Here is a 15,060-nt window from a genome sequence, read left to right as displayed (position 1 = left end):
AAGTGAATCGTGGGAGAAGGCCATGAATCACAGGGGCGTCGAGTTCACCGTCGCCAAAACGGCACTTCCCGGCATCTGGCAGTGGCAGTTCCGGATCGGCGAGCAGATCAACACCGGCAGGACCGAGACCAAGATCGATCTCTTGGCGATCCGGCGGGTGCAGCTCCGCATCGATCGGGAGCTGAAGGCGATCGGGCGCGAAACCGCCTGAACGGCCGGACCGAGATCGTCGGCGGGATGGCGCCCCTGCGCGCTGCAGCCGCCATGACAGCAGGGCGCGCGGCGTCCATGGGGCTATTCCGTAGCCGCCCGGAATTGATCTGCCGATGGTTTGGGATTGGACTGCCGCGATTATGGCCGTGGGGACTGAGCCATCAGGCGCGATCGGTGCGAACCATGCCGCTCTACTTTTTTCGAATCCGGAACGGCAGCTATTCCGGCTGTGCCGACCAGGCGTCGGAATTTGCCGATCGCGATTCGGCCTGGAAGGAGATGACCAGCGTCTGCGCCGACATGGCCGCCGGCATCGCCCGCAAGCTGCAGGAAAATTCCGAATGGCACATGGAGCTGCTGGACGAGGCCAAGGAGCCTGTGTTCCGGATCCGCATCACATCCGAAACCTTCGAATAGGGGCCGTCCCTAATCCGCGCTGGGCAGCCGCCGCATCGTGAATTCGATGTCGCCGCCGGGCAGCTCGCGCCAAGTCTCGACCGCGCTCATATAGCCGGCCTTGGGGTAGCGGGCGAAGAAAGCCTGCGCCCTCTCCCGCGCCGCCGCGCGCGGCAGCGTGAAGGTCTCGCGCAGATAGCCGTCGCCGGCCATCGGGTCGGGCTTGCCGCCCATCTTGCGCCGGCGCGCCATCCGCTCGGCGAGATCCCGCGGACGATCGGCCATGTTCTGCTCTCCTCGACGCAATACGCTCCCGCGCAATGTAGGAAGCAGGCCGATCAATGAGGAGTCCCGGCCGGAGGCAACAGCCGCCTCCGATCGACGAGAAGGTCAATTGGCAGCCGTGCCGGATTTCTTCTTCGGCGCACCGGTTGCGGCCGACGCCTTTGGCGCCGCCGGCTGTTTCGGCGGGTCGGAGCGCATGCCGCCCCAGGGATCGTTGGAGGCCTTGGAGTCCGGAATCTTCTTCAGCGTTTCCTTGTAGGCCTTCTCACGCTCGGCTTCCGCGGCCTTCTCCTCTGGAGTCTTGCTCGGACCGTCCTGCAGCAAGTTGATATTGGGCATTTGCGCATAGGCCGGTCCCGCCAGCACGGTCGGTCCGGCCAGGACAGCCAGCACCGCGGCCATACGGAAAAGCTTCATCATTGACTCCTTGATTATCCGTGGCGGCGCGGGTCGTCCGCGCCTTGTCACCCCTGTCATTACCGCAGGGGCCGCTCGACCCGCTAGAGCCGGTCCGATCTGCACGATTTCGGCGCGTGGAGCCAGTCGTCCCAGATCGGGCCGCACCTGGTGCACCCGTTCAGCAACAGGCCGAGCCCGGCCAGACAAAACACGAGGACATACCGACGCAACATCACCCACCCATACCCGCTCCATGGCATCATACCGGGCGAAGTCAGGCATTTTCAAGCCGACGGGACCCGCGGCAGACCGGGTGACTTTGCCGCGCCGGTCTGCTCGCAATGCCGAACATCCGGCAATACAGGAGGGAACGACAGCAATGCCATCGCAGCCAGAAGCCGAGTTCGGCATCACGGAAGCCCGACGCATCCTCGGCGAGGTCTTTGCGCCCTGGGTCCAGGATCTCAACCTCTCGGTCGAGCGCATCGAGCACCTGCCGCCGCCGGACGTGCCGGACTGGCAGCCCGCAGCGCTCCTGCGCATGCCGTTCTCGGAACGGCTGTGCCGCAACGGCGGCGTGGTCTGCGGCCAGGCGCTGATGGCGCTCGCCGACACCGCGATGGTGATCGCGAACCTCGCCGCCAACCGCGGCTATCGTCCGATGACGACGGTCGACCAGACCACGCATTTCATGCGCGCCGTCTCCTCGTCGGACGTGCTGGCCGACGCCCGCGTGGTGCGGCTCGGACGCACCATGAGCTTTGGCCGGGTCACGCTGCTCTCGGCCACCGACAACAAGCCGGTGGCGATGGTGTCCAGCGCGTTCGCGATGCTGCCGGGGTGAGCATCATCCGAAGAGACGAAAGCCGCGGGAGGGCAAAGCGCACCGCGGCTCTCGATGGCGTCATGTCGAGGAAACGCGATGGCGATCGCGCTTCGCACGGCCAGGCGGGAAATTACTTGCCGAGCACTTCGTCGGCCGCGGTGACGATGCTGACGTTCGGATTTTTTCCGCAATAGGTGCCGAACTGCTTGGCGTTCTCGACGAACACGTCTGTGTCGATGATCGCGTTCTCTTCGTCGCCCTTGTACCAGCCGTCCATCCAGGTCAGCACCATCTTGATGGTCTCGTCGCCGCTCTCCAGGAACTGCTTGCAGCTCATGGTCGCGAGATCGAGCTTGGTGGCGTGGGCGGGCATGGACGACAGCGAGAGCGCTGCGGCGAACAGAAGCGAAAACGTGGTCTTCATCAATATCTCCATCGGCGCGTAGCGCCACAAAAAGAAGGGCTCGGGGAAAGTCGGCGGAGTGACCTCCGCTTCGACGTCGTAAACGAAGTCTGAAGCGCTATGCAAGTAGCGCCAGTATTGAGTTTAGTTCAACGTAATTTCTATGCACTACTTCACAAACATCATTATGGATTAACGCGGATGATCGAGAAGCGTGCGGCGCAGCGTTACCGTGTTTTCAAGGGTGGAAAGATCACCTTTGAAAATTGCGGCATCACATGCACGGTGCGAAATATGTCGGCGAACGGTGCCGCAATCGACCTCGATGTCCTCGTCACATTACCGCAATCGTTCACGCTCGCGATCGCGCGCGACAATTTCGTGCGGAAATGCCGCACCGTCTGGCGCACCGAGAGGCGCATCGGCCTCGCTTTCGTATAGTAGTGCATATGATGTGAACGATCGTTCGCATCGCGCGCGCGATGCCGTGTTATCTTCGCGCGATACGACGCTGGCGACGCCAGCGCAGGCTTGCGATCACAAGCGAGACGATCGCGAGCGCGATCATTGAAGATGTCGCAAAAAATCGTCCACCGGGGCGATCGATGGTACGCGACCACAGCGACGGCGCTTCGCCCGGCCGTGCCAGGCGAAACGCAACGACACTGTCGCCAATCGAGGTGCCTGCCTCGGAGTGGCCGCCGGCGCCGATGGCGACATACTGCTCGCCCTTCCAGAAATAGGTCATGGGATTGGCGACTCCGGGCACCGGCAGCCGGCCTTGCCACAGCTCCCTTCCGCTTCGTGCATCGAAGGCGCGCAAATAGGCATCCATGGCTCCGGTGAAGACGAGACCGCCTGCCGTGACCGCGAGCCCGTTGACGAGCGGCGCACCCCACGGCAGCGGCACGCCGAGCGGGGCGAGATCCTCGGTGGTGCCCACCGTCGAACGCCAGAGGATCTTGCCGGCCTTCAGATCGACCGCGACCATCTCGCCCCAGGGCGGTTTGTTGCAAAGAAAAGCAAGCGGCGATGTTGCCACCGCACGCGACATCGCAAACGGCGCACCATTCTGCTGGCCGAAATCATGGCCGGGCGGAGGATCAAATCCGGCCGCCTCCGCCCGCGGAATCAGCTTGATGAGATGAACGGCCCGGCTGGTGTTGGCATAGAGAACCTGGTTGACGGGATCGAAGGCTGCGCTGCCCCAGTTGACGCCGCCGCCGGTGAAGGGAAACTCCAGCGTGCCTTGCGTTGAGGGTGGCGTGTACAGCCCCTCGTTACGTGCCTCCGCGAACTGCGTCTCGCAAGCTGAGCGGCGCAGGCCAGGAAGGAACGAGAGCGCATCCTCAGTCGAGATTTTTTGGGAAACCAGCGGCGGCACATGCGTCGGGAATGGCTGCGTGGGCGACAGCCGTTCACCTTCCGCTGCCGCCTGCGGAACGCTGCGCTCCTCGACCGGCCACACCGGCTTGCCGGTATCGCGATCGAGCACGAAGACAAAGCCCTGCTTGGTCGGCTGGATCACGACATCGCGCTGACCTTCGCCGGTGTCGATGCGCGTGAGCGTCGGTTGCGCCGGCAGATCGTAATCCCAGACGTCGTGGTGCACGGTCTGGAATGCCCATACGAACTCGCCGGTCTCAATGCGCAGCGCGACCACCGAATTGGCATGCTCGTTGTTGCCCGGCCGCTTGCCGCCCCAGAAATCCGGCGATGGCGAGGATGTCGGCAGGAATACCAACCCGCGCGCGGCGTCGACCGACATCGGCGCCCAGACATTGGCGTGACCGGCTTCGATACCGTCGCGCTTGAGCGGCTCGAAGGTCCAGCGCGGCTGACCGCTGCGCGCATCGAACGCGCGCACCACACCGCTCGGCGCGTCGACGCGGCGGTTGTCGCCGATCGCGGAGCCGACCACGACGACCCCGCGGCCGATCGCCGGCGGCGAGGTGATCTGGAATTCGCCGGGCCATTCCAGCTTCATGCCGATATCGGGCCTGACCTCGCCACCCCTGCCGAAACCGGCACAGGGGATTCCCGTCTTCGCATCGAGCGCGATCAGGCGGACATCGTTGGTGCCCATGAAGATGCGCGATCGACATGCGGCATCCGCAGGCGCCTCGTCGTCGATCCAGTAGGCGACGCCGCGGCAGACGTAGCGGTTGGCGGGACGCTGGTTGATCGCGATCTTCGGATCGTAGCGCCATTTCTGCGCACCCGTGCCGGGATCGAGCGCGATCACCTCGTTGAAAGGCGAGCAGAAGACCAGGCTGTTCTCGACGAACAACGGCGTCGCCTGGAATTTGGTTCGCCGCATCACCCCGGGCGGCCGCGCCGCGAGATCACCCGTGTGGAATTCGAAGGCCCGAACCAGGTTGCCGACATTGTCGGGCGTGATCTCCCGCAATGACGAGAACCGCGAGCCTCCGGGATCGCCACCCCAGCTCTCCCAGGCGAGGCCTGGCCGCGACGAAAACAACAGGAGCGTGATGAGAGCGGTCAAATAGCAGGAGCGGGTCGCCAACGCCCGCCTCACCTATTTCGGCTTCTTGGCAGGTTCAGGCGGACGCGCCCCGCTCCACGGATCGTACTTCTCCTTGGACTCGGGAATGCGCTCGAGTGCGGCCTTGTAGGCCTTCTCGTCGACCTTGGGCTTGTTGTCCGCCTTCTGGCCGCCCTCGTTAGGCTGACGCCTGCCGCCGCCCATCTGCGCCTGCGCGGAGGCAACCGCCAGCGCCAGCACGGCGGCCGCTATGACCAAAATCCTCATGGGCGCAATCCCCCTCGTCTGGGGTACAAACTAGCCGGCAATGATGGAATAGCCAATGCCGCGAGCTCCAAGACTTCAGGAATCCTGACTTCAGGAAATCCTGGCTCCAAGAAATTCTGGCTTCAGCAAATCTTGATCGGCCGGGTCTTCGTCGGATCGCATTCGTGCCTATGTTTTGGCCCGCAGGGGACCTTCACGGATGTTACGAATTATTGCTCATGCCGCGCTGCTGGCCAGCGCGCTCGCGCTCGGGGCCTGCGGTTTTGCCGACAGCCGCGCACCGGTGCCGGAGTTCATGCGCATGAAGGAGGCCGAGCAGCCGCCGCCCGAATCGCCGCCCGACGTCAAACGCGTCGTGCGCGAGCAGATCGAATTCGTCTTTCTCAGTACGTCCTATCCGCGTGAGGTGCATGTCGCCTCACCCCATCGCGAGGTGCGGGGACCGGGCTGGACAGCTTGCGTCCGCGCCCAGCTCACCTCGGCGACCGGCTCGCCGCTCGGGCCACAGACCTACATCGTGACCATATCAAGCGGAAAGGTGGTCGATCGCCGCCGCGCAGAAGCGGACGACATCTGCGGGTCTGAAAGCTACGAGCCGATCTAGGGAACGGATCAAGCCGACATCCGATCCGGTTCCGGGAAAAACGTGTAATTTTGCCGGAACGATCATGGCCTCCCCTTCTTGTTACCGCCGAGGGCAGTTTCGAGGAGGACATGATGAGGACATTCACGATTGCGTTGCTGACTGGCGTCGGAGCCTTGGCAGCGGTAAGCGGCGCGAAGGCCGCCGACGTCTATACGACCAGCGAATACACCAGCCCCGATCTCGTCCAGGAAGTGCGGCTGGTCTGCGACGATTCCGGCAATTGCTATCGCACCCGCGGCGGCTCGCGCGTGATCGTGCGCGACTCCTACGCGACCATGCCGCGTGATCGCTACTATGAGCGCCGCACCTATCGCGACTGGGACGACGGTCCGCGCGGTGGCGTTGGCATTCGCGCGCCCGGCGTCAGTGTTGGCGTCGGTGTCGGCGATCGCTGGTAATCGATGAAGCCATGACAGGCGGGACCGGACGAGACAACTCGCCCGGTCCTGTTCCATGTCAGATCTCGAGCGGCTCTCCCGGGGTGACGCTACGCGTTGCCGACGGGACCTGCGCGATGAAGCGGGCGAGCACCATGCCGGCACACATCGCGGCGACGAAGATGAAGGCGGAGGCCGAGCCAAATCCGAGCGCGGTCAACGCCGGGCCTGGACAAAAGCCTACGAGGCCCCAGCCGATACCAAAGATGGCGGGACCGGCGATAATTCTCGGATCGATATCGTTTCGCGTTGGGACGTAGAAGCGGTCGGCGAAGACAGGTCGTGCGAGTTTCAAGACGCGGCTGAAGCCGATGAAGGTCACCGCGACCGCGCCGGCCATCACGAAAGCGAGGCTTGCGTCCCACGTTCCTGCCGGGATGCCGCCAACGTCCAGGAAATTCAAGACCTTTGCCGGGTTCGACATACCTGAGACGATGAGGCCGAGGCCAAAGACCAGACCGATCCCGAATTGAATGAGGATTGTCATCGCGGTCAGCTCCAGTGCCGCATCACGAAGACGGTCGCCATGCCTGCCGCCATGAAGGTCATCGTCGCGATCAGCGATCGCACCGACAACCGCGACAAGCCACAGACGCCGTGGCCCGAGGTGCAGCCGCTGCCCCACACCGCGCCGAAGCCGGTGAGCAATCCCGCGACGATCAGAAGCGGCGTTCCGGCGGCGATCGTTTGCGCCGGCAGGCTTCCGGTGACAAGGCGCACCAGGACGGGCGCGACGATAAGGCCCGCGACGAAGGCGAGCCGGCCGGCGAATTGCCGATCCTCGTAAGGCGGAAACAGCCGCGCCGCGATACCGCTGACCCCGGCGATCCGTCCCGTCGTCCACATCAGCAGGACGGCGGACAGGCCAATCATCGCGCCGCCAAGGAGCGACGCAATCGGCGTAAAAGGTGTGGCGACCATGATGATCCTCCGGGTCGAGAGCATTCTGGCTTATCCATCGAGACATCCGGCCGGCTCGCGGCCGGATGCTCAACGAGACGTTAATATTACCACTCGAATTGAAGCGGTGTCCCAACGGTATTTTCCAATCTTTGCGCTAAGCATGGCCTCCTGAACGGGGACGACGGGACGTGGTCGATATCGCGCACCAGGCTGCGATCAACCCGGCATCGGCAGAGCATGCCGCGGCCTCGCGCGCGCGTGTTCCGCTTACGGCGATCGAACCCGGCCAGTGGCGCGCACTCGCGCAGCGCGCCATCGAGCCGAACGGATATTACTTGCCTGGCTGGGAGCTCGCCGTCAGTGCAACCGCGCGCGGCCGCACGGATGCCTCGGCGCTTCCTGCATACGATGGATCGCGGCTGATCGGGCTGATGCCGGTGATCTCGCTCTGGCGGGCATGGAAGATTCCCCTGCCCGCGCTGGTGAGCGCGCATCCCTACGGCACGCTGTGCAGCCCCCTGATCGACCGCGATGCCCCGATCGAGGCAGCGGCGCGCCTGTTGCAGCAGGCCCGCGCGGCCGGAGCGCATGCGCTCGTGCTGAAGGACGTCGCGCTCGAGGGGGCGGCAATGACCGCCGTCAACCAGGTTCTGAATCGCGACGGCTTGAAGCCGCGCCTCCTGAGCTCCTACAGCCGCGCCAGCCTCGACGCGACGCAGGACGGCGAGGCGCTGCTTCGCGACGCGCTCGGTACCAAAAAGGTGAAGGAGCTGCGCCGCCAGCGCCATCGCCTCGAGGAACACGGCGCCGTCGTGTTCGATGTCGCGCACAGCCCCGACGAGATCGGGCCGGCGCTCGAAACATTCTTGCGGCTCGAAGCCAGTGGCTGGAAAGGCAAGCGCGGCACCGCGCTGGTCCAGCATGCCGGCGATGCAACCTTCATCCGCCGCGCCGTTCCCGCGCTGGCAGAAACCGCGCAATGCGAGATCGTCACCCTTCGCGCCGGCGCGACGCCGGTGGCCGCCGGCATCGTGCTGCGGCATCAGGACCGCGCCTTCTTCTTCAAGCTCGGCATCGACGAGCGCTTTGCAAGATATTCGCCGGGCGTGCAGCTCACGCTCGAGCTCACCCGCCGCCTCTGCGCCGATCCCGCCATCGCCAGCGCGGATTCCACCGCGAGCGCCGATCACCCCATGATCAACCCGATCTGGCGCGGGCGCTTCGCCGTCGGCGACGTGCTGATACCGCTGCGGCGGAAGGACCCCATCGTGGCGCTCGTGCACGGAGCGCTCGCGGCGCACGGCATCGCCTACGCGGCGGCGCGCCGCGCAGTTCGCCTGCTTCGCAAATAGATAGCTCCTACTCCGCCGCCTGGGCGTTGATCTCCGCTGAGACCTCGCGGATGGCGCGCGCGAGCATGTTGGGATCCTGCGCGCCTGAGACGGCGTATTTTTGCGCGAACACGTAGGTCGGCACGCCGGAGATGCCCTTCTCGGCGGCTTCCTGCGCGTCCGCCGATACCCGCGCGACGTCCTCGTCGGTGGCGAGGCGCCTGCGCACGTCGTCGGCATCGAGGCCGACATCGGCAGCCGCCTGCACCAGCACGTTCACATCAGTGAGGTCGCCGCCGTCGCGGAAGTAGAGCTCCATCAGGCGCTGCTTCATCTCGGGCGCCTTGCCGATCGCCTCGGCCCAGAGGATCAGGCGGTGGCAGTCGGTGGTGTTGGGCTGACGCGCGACAAGCTCGGGCCGGTAGACGAGCCCCTCCTCGCCCGCGGCCGCAACGACGCGCCCCGCAATACCCTTGTAGGCCTCGACCGAGCCGAACTTCTTGGTGAGATACTCTTCCCGGCTGATGCCCTCGGACGGCACCCAGGGATTGAGGAAGAAGGGACGGAAATTGAGCTTGACCGGAACGTCCGGCACCAGCGCCAGCGCGCTCTCGATCCGGTGCTTGCCGATATAGCACCAGGGGCATACCACGTCGGAAACGACGTCGATCTGGAGCGGCTTTAGGGTGCTCATGAGCGCCTCCTTCGGGCATTGCGGGTTGTGCCCAAAGATAAGCCGAACCCATGCCGAGGCAAGGCCGCTAGCTCATGGCTGCTGCCATTTGTCGGAGCCGCTCGGCAGTGCGGTCGTCGGCCGGGAAGAAGGTTTCCAGAGCCAGCTCCGACAGCGTGATGTCGACGGGCGTGCCGAACACCATGGTGGTGGAGAAGAAACTGAGGATCTCCCCGTCGTGTCGCAGCTTGAAGGGGATCGCGACATTGTCGCTCGACAGCGGCGCCGCGCGCGCCGGGATCGGATAGCTCTTCAGGTCGTTGTACAGCTTGATCAGCTCGGGATCGGCGGTCGCCTCGCATTGCCGGTGCAGCCGCTCCAGGAGATGTCCGCACCATTCCGCGAGATTGACCGTTCGCGGCGCCAGCGCCTCGGGATGGAAGGCGAGCCGCAGCACGTTGAGGGGCTGGCCGAGCAGCCGCTGCGGAATGCCGGCAAGCAGCGGCGCCAGCATGCGATTGGCCGAGACCAGATTCCAGTGCCGGTCATAGGCCAGCGCCGGATTGGGCTCGTGCGCCCTGAGGACGAGGTCGATCGCCTGGCGAGCTGATTTCAAGGCGGGATCCTCCAGCGGGCGCTGCGGAAAGGCCGGGGCATAGCCGGCGGCGACCAGCAGCACGTTGCGTTCGCGCAACGGCACGTCGAGGCGCTCGGCGAGTCTGAGCACCATGTCGCGCGAGGGTGCGGCGCGGCCAGTCTCGACGAAGCTCAAATGTCGCGCCGAGATTTCGGCCTCGCCGGCGAGATCGAGCTGGCTCATGCGGCGGCGCTGCCGCCACTCGCGCAAATGGTCGCCGATATGGACCGGTTGGCTGCGTTCGGCCTGTGCCGTAGATGCATGTGCGTTCATGGTCGAAAACCTAGCACGCAGATTTCGGCGCTTCCATTACGTCAGAGGTAATCGAATTGGGCCTCGGGCCGGCGCATCTTCGGTCGTAACAGGAGACGACCATGATCGCACTGCTGCTCTACCGGACCGTCACAGACCACCTTGTCCCCTGGGCCATGGCGCTCGCAACCCGGATGCTGGCGCGCAGCCTCAACATGCCGGAGCCGCTGGTGCATTCGACCGGCGACTATGTCGTCGCGCAGGTCACGGCCTTCGAGCACAGCGTCGGCAGGAGCCTCTGCCCGTTCCGCATCGCCCGCCTGCTCCGCGTCTGGTGGCGCGGATGGACTGAGTTTATTCCCGAGCCCACCCCGACCATGGAGACCACGATGATCGACGCATCCACCTTCCTTCGCCGCGCGCTTCTTGCCGACGCGATCTTCAGCGGTATCGCCGCTCTCGGCTTCACTTTCGGCGCCGGCGCGTTCGCGTCACTGTTCAACCTGCCCGAAGCGCTGCTGCGCGAGACCGGCCTGTTCCTGATCGCCTACACCGCACTCGTCGGCTGGCTCGCTTCACGCGCCTCCGTGGCAAAGCCGCTCGTGCTGCTGGTCGTGGTCGGCAACGCGGCCTGGACGGTCGGCAGCATCGCGCTGCTGCTCTCGGGCGCGGTGTCGCCGAATCTTGCCGGCGAGCTCATGGTCGTGGCACAGGCGATCGCGACCGGCGTGTTTGCCGAACTGCAATATGTGGGCTTGCGCAGGAGCGGGAGTGTGCTGGCCGCGTGAGGCCACATCACTCGCTGTGGTCGCCCGGCTTGACCGGGCGACCCAATATTCCAGAGGCAGTCGTCGCATACGGAGAGGCCGCTGCGTACTGGATGCCCCGCTTTCGCGGAGCATGACAGTTGTGCCAGAAGCTCGAACTCAGGCTACGCCCGCGCGCGCCCGTTGGCTTTGCCAACAGCGACGCCGTTGAGCTTCTTCTTTTTGACGGGCTTCGCCCCCGCCTTCTGCGCCTTGCGCTCCGTGCGCGCCTTCACCTTGGCGCGTTCGGTCCGCGCCTCGGCGCGCAGCTTCTTGCGCTTCTTCTCGCAAGATTCGCACTTGCAGCCGATCGGCTTCAGGTAGGCTTTGAAATAATCGGTGCCGTAGTCGTAATTGATCTCGTCGCCCGGCTCGATGTTCTTGATGGCACGGATGAAGACCTTCCGCTCGCGCGGCCGGACGTCGGATTCGGCGTTGGGCCGACACGAATGGTTGATGTAGCGCGCGAGGTTCTTGCGCACCGAGCCGTCGATGGTCCAGCGGCCGTTGAGCTCGAACAGGTATTTGTTCTCGATGTCGTCGTGCTCGGGAATCCGGGAGTCCAGGATCGGTCCGTAATAACGGATGATCCGGGTGCCCTTCTTGATCGGCTTGGTTGCGAAGAGGCCGAGCCCGGTTTTCGAGCGGCCGACGCGATAAGGTTTGTTCGAAGAGGTGGCTGGCATGATCACGAAAAACGAGGACGCGGACGAGGCTGAAAGAGCCAAGCGAAGCCGCTCTTCTAGAACGATTCCGCGCCGCTGTCAGGTGTCTGTCGACCCTGTTTGAACCTTGCCCACAATCAAGACGTCTGATGTACGGAGTTCCCGTTCGATCAAAGGCGTCGTCATGTTCCGCATCACCACCGCAGGCTTGGCCATATTGCTGTTGGCCATGTTGCTGATGTGCAGCGGTCTCGACCGCGCCGACGCCCAATCCGTGGGCAGCCAATATACCTCGACGGCGCCGAAGGATTGTCGCCAGATCGGCAAGCCCAGCGAGCTCGACGGCAGCACCGCGCGGGTATGCAAGGGCAAAGATGGCCTCGTGGTCCTGATCGCCGAGGACGATCTTCGTGAGGTCGTCTCCGTTGGCCGCAATCGCAAGGCCGCGGCCGAGGAACCGGCGGCAAAAGTCTGGTTCGCTCCGTTCAACTCGTCCGAGACCACCGTCGAATGGCGCACCGCGGCCGCCAAGCCGTTTGCGATGATCCAGCGCTGGCACATCGCCGATGGCACCGACCCCGACAAGCAGGGTCGGCCGAACACCAAGGCCATGCTCATCGTGACCCGGCTGCCACCCGGCCCCGTCTGCCACGTCGCCTATGTCGACGCGATCGCCAACCCGAACGCCAATGAGCTGGCGCGCAACGCCGCAGACGACCTTGCCCGCAGCTTCACGTGCGGCAAAGACGAGGTGAAGATCATCGGCGCACGGGGCCGTGCGGTCGAGCTGGCGACGATGCGCTAGGCTTCCGGTGCGGTGTTAGCGCGACGTCTTTGCAGCCTTCTTCGTTGCGGCCTTCTTTGTAACCTTGCGCTTGGGCGATTTCTTCGCGGATTTTTTCTTTGAAGCTTTGGCCTTGGACGTTTTCTTCGCTGCCATGCGCATGTTGTCCACGAGGTTGGGATAGCGGCGCCCGGCGCGGCGGGCACGCGCCTTGGCCGCCGATTTCTGCGCGGGCGTGAGATGCTTGGACGCCCTGCCGGCGCGCTTGCGCGGATTTTGACGTTTCCAGGGGGCGCGGGGTGCTCTTGCCATGCGGCGTCAACGCCGCATCATGGCTGGGGTTGCGTTGAGCCCGACTGAATCAGGGACCCGGCGGCTTCCCCGTCACGGGCGACATCAGCATCGCTTCGAGCAGGCGTTCGGGAGTCGTCCCCTCGGGCAGGCGGCCCAGAATATCCTCAAGCCGCCCATCGAGCAGCAGCATGGTAAAACCGTGCACCATCGACCAGGCGCGCGCGATCGCGGCGCCCTGTTGGAGCGTCAGCGCGTCGCCGCGGATCTGCTCCTGCCGCATCATGCCGACGGCATTGGCAAGCCCCGCGAAGGACGCCTCGGCGGCCTCGTGCAGCGACGGCCTGGAATAGTCGAGCCGCTCGGTGCGGAACATGATGCCGTACATGCCGGGATGAGCCTGGGCGTAGGCGACATAGGCTTTCGGCCGCGCCAGCGCGTGCTCGAGCGGGGTGGTGGCGGCGTTGGAGGACGACGCCATCGCCGCATTAAACTGGCGGAAGCCGACGGCCGCGAGCTCACTGAGAAGCCCGGTGAGGTCGCCGAAATGATGGGTGGGCGCGGCATGCGAGACGCCTGCCTCGCGCGCCACCGCGCGCAATGTCAGGCCGGCGAGCCCGTCACGCTCCAGCACCCGTTCGGCGGCCTGAAGCAGCGCCTCGCGCAGCGCGCCGTGATGATAGGGCGCCTCGGCCTTGACGCGCGCCGGCCGTGGCACGGGACGCGCCGGCGCGCTCGCCTTCTTTGGGGTGCGCGCACCGCGCGCGGTTGCTGTCCTGATTTCGCTCTTGCCCATGGGGCAGCTATAGGACGCAATATTGACAGTGTAAAGATTTCACTTGACCAGCGCCCCTCGTACGGCTAATTGGATCTTTACGATGTAAAGATAAAGAGGGATACGCTGTGCAGCAGGACGCCGTTGCCGAACGCCGCCATAACCTCGGTCCGATTCCATTCGAGGCCGACGCGCCCTTCCTGAAAATCATCGGTGAATTGCCACGCGAGCTGAACGGCACGCTTTATCGCAATGGTCCCAACCCGCAGTTCGACTCGCCTGGCGCGCACTGGTTCGTCGGCGACGGCATGCTGCACGCCTTTCATCTCGAGAACGGCCGCGCCAGCTATCGCAACCGCTGGATCCGCACGCCGAAATGGCTGGCCGAGCACGATGCCGGCCGCGCGCTGTTCGGCGGCTTTGGCCGCAAGCTGCCGGATGCGCCGCAAGACCTCACCGACAGCGGCGTCGCGAATACCAACATCATCTTCCATGCCGGCAAGCTGCTGGCGCTGGAAGAAGCCCATCTGCCGACCGAGATCGAGCCGGGCACGCTCGCAACGCGCGGCTATCACAATTATCAGAGCCGCGTCGCCGGCAGTTTTACCGCGCATCCCAAGATCGATCCCGTGACGGGCGAGCTGGTGTTCTTCGGCTACAATGCCGCGGGACCGCTAACGCCCGCCCTCTCCTACGGCTCGATAGACGCGTCAGGCAAGGCGACGCACTTCGAACGATTCGAAGCGCCCTATGCCAGCATGGTGCACGACTTCATCGTTACCGAGCACCATGTGCTGTTTCCGATCCTGCCCATCACCGGCAGCATGGAGCGCGCGATGAGCGGGCGGCCGCCCTATGCCTGGGAGCCGGACAAAGGCGCCTATGTCGGCGTGATGAAACGCAACGGCACGGCGAAGGACATCGTCTGGTTTCGCGCTGAAGCCTGCTACGTCTTCCACGTCATGAATGCGTGGGAGGAAGGTGACCGCATCATCGCCGACGTCATGCAGTTCGATGAAGCACCATTATTTACACATCCCGACGGCCGACCGACCGATCCGGAGAAGTCGCGCGCCCGCCATTGCCGCTGGACGTTCGATCTCTCAGGCGACACCGACCGCTTCCAGCAGACCTATCTCGACGATCTCACCGGCGAATTCCCGCGCATGGACGACCGCCGCGCTGGATTGAAGAGCCGTCACGGCTGGTACGCCTGCGCCAATCCGAAGCTGCCGATGTTCGGCGCGCTATCCGGCGTCGTCCATGTCGACGGCAACGGCAAGCGCCTCGGCCATTATCTGCTGCCGGCCGGCGACACCATCTCCGAGCCCGTGTTCGTCGAGCGGTCGAAGGATGCCGCGGAAGGCGACGGCTGGCTGCTGGCGGTGGTCTGGCGCGCGCGGGAGAACCGCAGCGACCTCGCCGTGTTCAACGCTGGAGATGTCGAGGCCGGCCCCGTCGCGCTGGTGCAGCTCGGCCATCGGGTGCCCGAGGGCTTTCACGGCAATTGGGTCGACGCGCAGTAGCTGTTCCTCGTCATCGAGGATGTCATCAAAAAGGTCTCT

Annotated in this window: 22 protein-coding genes and 1 pseudogene; 11 read left to right on the top strand and 12 right to left on the bottom strand. The window is 64.8% G+C overall.

Features of this window, described 5'->3' with window-relative positions; all coding sequences use genetic code 11:
* The first annotated feature begins 22 nt into the window (after positions 1-22).
* Together GWG67_RS14880 and GWG67_RS14875 are read left to right on the top strand one after the other, a co-directional pair.
* A complete protein-coding gene (locus GWG67_RS14880; RefSeq protein WP_275170046.1) occupies positions 23-211 on the top strand; it encodes a hypothetical protein in 189 nt (62 codons plus the stop codon).
* Positions 212-396: 185 nt separating this feature from the next.
* Positions 397-630 carry a hypothetical protein gene (locus GWG67_RS14875; protein ID WP_275170045.1) on the top strand — a complete coding sequence of 78 codons (234 nt, stop codon included), beginning with the start codon at positions 397-399 and terminating at the stop codon, positions 628-630.
* A 9-nt stretch (positions 631-639) separates the two neighbouring features.
* Here the strand turns inward: GWG67_RS14875 and GWG67_RS14870 are convergent, their stop codons facing one another.
* Positions 640-894 (bottom strand): hypothetical protein, encoded by a 255-nt coding sequence (locus tag GWG67_RS14870; protein ID WP_275170044.1) that lies wholly within the window; start codon positions 892-894, stop codon positions 640-642.
* 105 nt (positions 895-999) lie between these two features.
* Positions 1,000-1,311 carry a hypothetical protein gene (locus GWG67_RS14865; protein ID WP_275170043.1) on the bottom strand — a complete coding sequence of 104 codons (312 nt, stop codon included), beginning with the start codon at positions 1,309-1,311 and terminating at the stop codon, positions 1,000-1,002.
* Between the two features lie 361 nt (positions 1,312-1,672).
* Between GWG67_RS14865 and GWG67_RS14860 the strand changes: the two genes are divergently transcribed.
* Positions 1,673-2,137: a PaaI family thioesterase gene (locus GWG67_RS14860; protein WP_007612196.1), complete on the top strand. Its 465-nt coding sequence runs from the start codon at positions 1,673-1,675 to the stop codon at positions 2,135-2,137.
* A 112-nt stretch (positions 2,138-2,249) separates the two neighbouring features.
* Here the strand turns inward: GWG67_RS14860 and GWG67_RS14855 are convergent, their stop codons facing one another.
* On the bottom strand, positions 2,250-2,543 hold the full coding sequence (locus GWG67_RS14855) for an HdeA/HdeB family chaperone (RefSeq protein ID WP_275170042.1): 294 nt from the start codon (positions 2,541-2,543) through the stop codon (positions 2,250-2,252).
* Positions 2,544-2,723: 180 nt separating this feature from the next.
* On the opposite strand from GWG67_RS14855, the gene GWG67_RS14850 reads away from it, so the two are divergent.
* Entirely contained in the window at positions 2,724-2,963 is a 240-nt protein-coding gene (locus GWG67_RS14850; protein WP_275170041.1) for a PilZ domain-containing protein, read from the top strand.
* Between the two features lie 49 nt (positions 2,964-3,012).
* Here GWG67_RS14850 and GWG67_RS14845 read toward each other — a convergent pair whose 3' ends face one another.
* Entirely contained in the window at positions 3,013-5,028 is a 2,016-nt protein-coding gene (locus GWG67_RS14845) for a pyrroloquinoline quinone-dependent dehydrogenase (protein ID WP_275170203.1), read from the bottom strand.
* 33 nt (positions 5,029-5,061) lie between these two features.
* Positions 5,062-5,295 carry a hypothetical protein gene (locus GWG67_RS14840; RefSeq protein WP_007602200.1) on the bottom strand — a complete coding sequence of 78 codons (234 nt, stop codon included), beginning with the start codon at positions 5,293-5,295 and terminating at the stop codon, positions 5,062-5,064.
* A gap of 199 nt (positions 5,296-5,494) precedes the next feature.
* Between GWG67_RS14840 and GWG67_RS14835 the strand changes: the two genes are divergently transcribed.
* A complete protein-coding gene (locus tag GWG67_RS14835) occupies positions 5,495-5,899 on the top strand; it encodes a hypothetical protein (RefSeq protein ID WP_275170040.1) in 405 nt (134 codons plus the stop codon).
* A gap of 110 nt (positions 5,900-6,009) precedes the next feature.
* On the top strand, positions 6,010-6,339 hold the full coding sequence (locus GWG67_RS14830) for a hypothetical protein (RefSeq protein ID WP_275170039.1): 330 nt from the start codon (positions 6,010-6,012) through the stop codon (positions 6,337-6,339).
* 58 nt (positions 6,340-6,397) lie between these two features.
* On the opposite strand, the gene GWG67_RS14825 is transcribed toward GWG67_RS14830, so the two are convergent.
* Positions 6,398-6,865: a DUF6691 family protein gene (locus tag GWG67_RS14825; protein ID WP_275170038.1), complete on the bottom strand. Its 468-nt coding sequence runs from the start codon at positions 6,863-6,865 to the stop codon at positions 6,398-6,400.
* 5 nt (positions 6,866-6,870) lie between these two features.
* On the bottom strand, positions 6,871-7,299 hold the full coding sequence (locus tag GWG67_RS14820; RefSeq protein ID WP_275170037.1) for a YeeE/YedE family protein: 429 nt from the start codon (positions 7,297-7,299) through the stop codon (positions 6,871-6,873).
* 170 nt (positions 7,300-7,469) lie between these two features.
* Between GWG67_RS14820 and GWG67_RS14815 the strand changes: the two genes are divergently transcribed.
* Positions 7,470-8,633: a GNAT family N-acetyltransferase gene (locus GWG67_RS14815; RefSeq protein WP_275170036.1), complete on the top strand. Its 1,164-nt coding sequence runs from the start codon at positions 7,470-7,472 to the stop codon at positions 8,631-8,633.
* 7 nt (positions 8,634-8,640) lie between these two features.
* Here GWG67_RS14815 and GWG67_RS14810 read toward each other — a convergent pair whose 3' ends face one another.
* Both GWG67_RS14810 and GWG67_RS14805 read right to left on the bottom strand, forming a co-directional pair.
* A complete protein-coding gene (locus GWG67_RS14810; protein ID WP_275170035.1) occupies positions 8,641-9,306 on the bottom strand; it encodes a DsbA family oxidoreductase in 666 nt (221 codons plus the stop codon).
* Positions 9,307-9,373: 67 nt separating this feature from the next.
* Positions 9,374-10,195 carry a helix-turn-helix domain-containing protein gene (locus GWG67_RS14805; protein ID WP_275170034.1) on the bottom strand — a complete coding sequence of 274 codons (822 nt, stop codon included), beginning with the start codon at positions 10,193-10,195 and terminating at the stop codon, positions 9,374-9,376.
* 101 nt (positions 10,196-10,296) lie between these two features.
* On the opposite strand from GWG67_RS14805, the pseudogene GWG67_RS14800 reads away from it, so the two are divergent.
* Positions 10,297-10,518: pseudogene (locus tag GWG67_RS14800) on the top strand (hypothetical protein); the annotation flags it as partial.
* A gap of 45 nt (positions 10,519-10,563) precedes the next feature.
* The gene (locus GWG67_RS14795) at positions 10,564-10,962 is read left to right on the top strand and encodes a hypothetical protein (RefSeq protein WP_275170202.1); all 399 of its coding nucleotides are present in this window, start codon (positions 10,564-10,566) and stop codon (positions 10,960-10,962) included.
* A gap of 143 nt (positions 10,963-11,105) precedes the next feature.
* On the opposite strand, the gene GWG67_RS14790 is transcribed toward GWG67_RS14795, so the two are convergent.
* The gene (locus tag GWG67_RS14790) at positions 11,106-11,666 is read right to left on the bottom strand and encodes an SET domain-containing protein (protein ID WP_275170201.1); all 561 of its coding nucleotides are present in this window, start codon (positions 11,664-11,666) and stop codon (positions 11,106-11,108) included.
* A 163-nt stretch (positions 11,667-11,829) separates the two neighbouring features.
* Between GWG67_RS14790 and GWG67_RS14785 the strand changes: the two genes are divergently transcribed.
* Complete coding sequence (locus tag GWG67_RS14785) at positions 11,830-12,450, top strand: hypothetical protein (protein ID WP_275170033.1); 621 nt, start codon at positions 11,830-11,832, stop codon at positions 12,448-12,450.
* A gap of 15 nt (positions 12,451-12,465) precedes the next feature.
* Here the strand turns inward: GWG67_RS14785 and GWG67_RS14780 are convergent, their stop codons facing one another.
* Both GWG67_RS14780 and GWG67_RS14775 read right to left on the bottom strand, forming a co-directional pair.
* Positions 12,466-12,741, bottom strand: a complete 276-nt coding sequence (locus tag GWG67_RS14780; RefSeq protein ID WP_275170032.1) for a hypothetical protein — start codon at positions 12,739-12,741, stop codon at positions 12,466-12,468.
* A 49-nt stretch (positions 12,742-12,790) separates the two neighbouring features.
* A complete protein-coding gene (locus GWG67_RS14775) occupies positions 12,791-13,516 on the bottom strand; it encodes a TetR/AcrR family transcriptional regulator (RefSeq protein WP_275170031.1) in 726 nt (241 codons plus the stop codon).
* Between the two features lie 107 nt (positions 13,517-13,623).
* Here GWG67_RS14775 and GWG67_RS14770 point away from each other — a divergent pair, with 107 nt between their 5' ends.
* The gene (locus GWG67_RS14770; RefSeq protein WP_275170030.1) at positions 13,624-15,021 is read left to right on the top strand and encodes a carotenoid oxygenase family protein; all 1,398 of its coding nucleotides are present in this window, start codon (positions 13,624-13,626) and stop codon (positions 15,019-15,021) included.
* The last annotated feature ends 39 nt before the right edge of the window (positions 15,022-15,060 follow it).

It is taken from the genome of Bradyrhizobium sp. CSS354 (genome assembly GCF_029051725.1).
Lineage (GTDB): Bacteria > Pseudomonadota > Alphaproteobacteria > Rhizobiales > Xanthobacteraceae > Bradyrhizobium.
This window is presented reverse-complemented; position numbering and strand designations above follow the sequence as displayed.

What these genes read in the sequence shown, in the direction of transcription:
- GWG67_RS14880 (WP_275170046.1), top strand. Translation starts at nt 23, where the DNA reads ATGAATCACAGGGGCGTCGAGTTCACCGTCGCCAAAACGGCACTTCCC.
- GWG67_RS14875 (WP_275170045.1), top strand. Translation starts at nt 397, where the DNA reads ATGCCGCTCTACTTTTTTCGAATCCGGAACGGCAGCTATTCCGGCTGT.
- GWG67_RS14870 (WP_275170044.1), bottom strand. Translation starts at nt 894, where the DNA reads ATGGCCGATCGTCCGCGGGATCTCGCCGAGCGGATGGCGCGCCGGCGC.
- GWG67_RS14865 (WP_275170043.1), bottom strand. Translation starts at nt 1,311, where the DNA reads ATGAAGCTTTTCCGTATGGCCGCGGTGCTGGCTGTCCTGGCCGGACCG.
- GWG67_RS14860 (WP_007612196.1), top strand. Translation starts at nt 1,673, where the DNA reads ATGCCATCGCAGCCAGAAGCCGAGTTCGGCATCACGGAAGCCCGACGC.
- GWG67_RS14855 (WP_275170042.1), bottom strand. Translation starts at nt 2,543, where the DNA reads ATGAAGACCACGTTTTCGCTTCTGTTCGCCGCAGCGCTCTCGCTGTCG.
- GWG67_RS14850 (WP_275170041.1), top strand. Translation starts at nt 2,724, where the DNA reads ATGATCGAGAAGCGTGCGGCGCAGCGTTACCGTGTTTTCAAGGGTGGA.
- GWG67_RS14840 (WP_007602200.1), bottom strand. Translation starts at nt 5,295, where the DNA reads ATGAGGATTTTGGTCATAGCGGCCGCCGTGCTGGCGCTGGCGGTTGCC.
- GWG67_RS14835 (WP_275170040.1), top strand. Translation starts at nt 5,495, where the DNA reads ATGTTACGAATTATTGCTCATGCCGCGCTGCTGGCCAGCGCGCTCGCG.
- GWG67_RS14830 (WP_275170039.1), top strand. Translation starts at nt 6,010, where the DNA reads ATGATGAGGACATTCACGATTGCGTTGCTGACTGGCGTCGGAGCCTTG.
- GWG67_RS14825 (WP_275170038.1), bottom strand. Translation starts at nt 6,865, where the DNA reads ATGACAATCCTCATTCAATTCGGGATCGGTCTGGTCTTTGGCCTCGGC.
- GWG67_RS14820 (WP_275170037.1), bottom strand. Translation starts at nt 7,299, where the DNA reads ATGGTCGCCACACCTTTTACGCCGATTGCGTCGCTCCTTGGCGGCGCG.
- GWG67_RS14810 (WP_275170035.1), bottom strand. Translation starts at nt 9,306, where the DNA reads ATGAGCACCCTAAAGCCGCTCCAGATCGACGTCGTTTCCGACGTGGTA.
- GWG67_RS14805 (WP_275170034.1), bottom strand. Translation starts at nt 10,195, where the DNA reads ATGAACGCACATGCATCTACGGCACAGGCCGAACGCAGCCAACCGGTC.
- GWG67_RS14795 (WP_275170202.1), top strand. Translation starts at nt 10,564, where the DNA reads ATGATCGACGCATCCACCTTCCTTCGCCGCGCGCTTCTTGCCGACGCG.
- GWG67_RS14790 (WP_275170201.1), bottom strand. Translation starts at nt 11,666, where the DNA reads ATGCCAGCCACCTCTTCGAACAAACCTTATCGCGTCGGCCGCTCGAAA.
- GWG67_RS14785 (WP_275170033.1), top strand. Translation starts at nt 11,830, where the DNA reads ATGTTCCGCATCACCACCGCAGGCTTGGCCATATTGCTGTTGGCCATG.
- GWG67_RS14780 (WP_275170032.1), bottom strand. Translation starts at nt 12,741, where the DNA reads ATGGCAAGAGCACCCCGCGCCCCCTGGAAACGTCAAAATCCGCGCAAG.
- GWG67_RS14775 (WP_275170031.1), bottom strand. Translation starts at nt 13,516, where the DNA reads ATGGGCAAGAGCGAAATCAGGACAGCAACCGCGCGCGGTGCGCGCACC.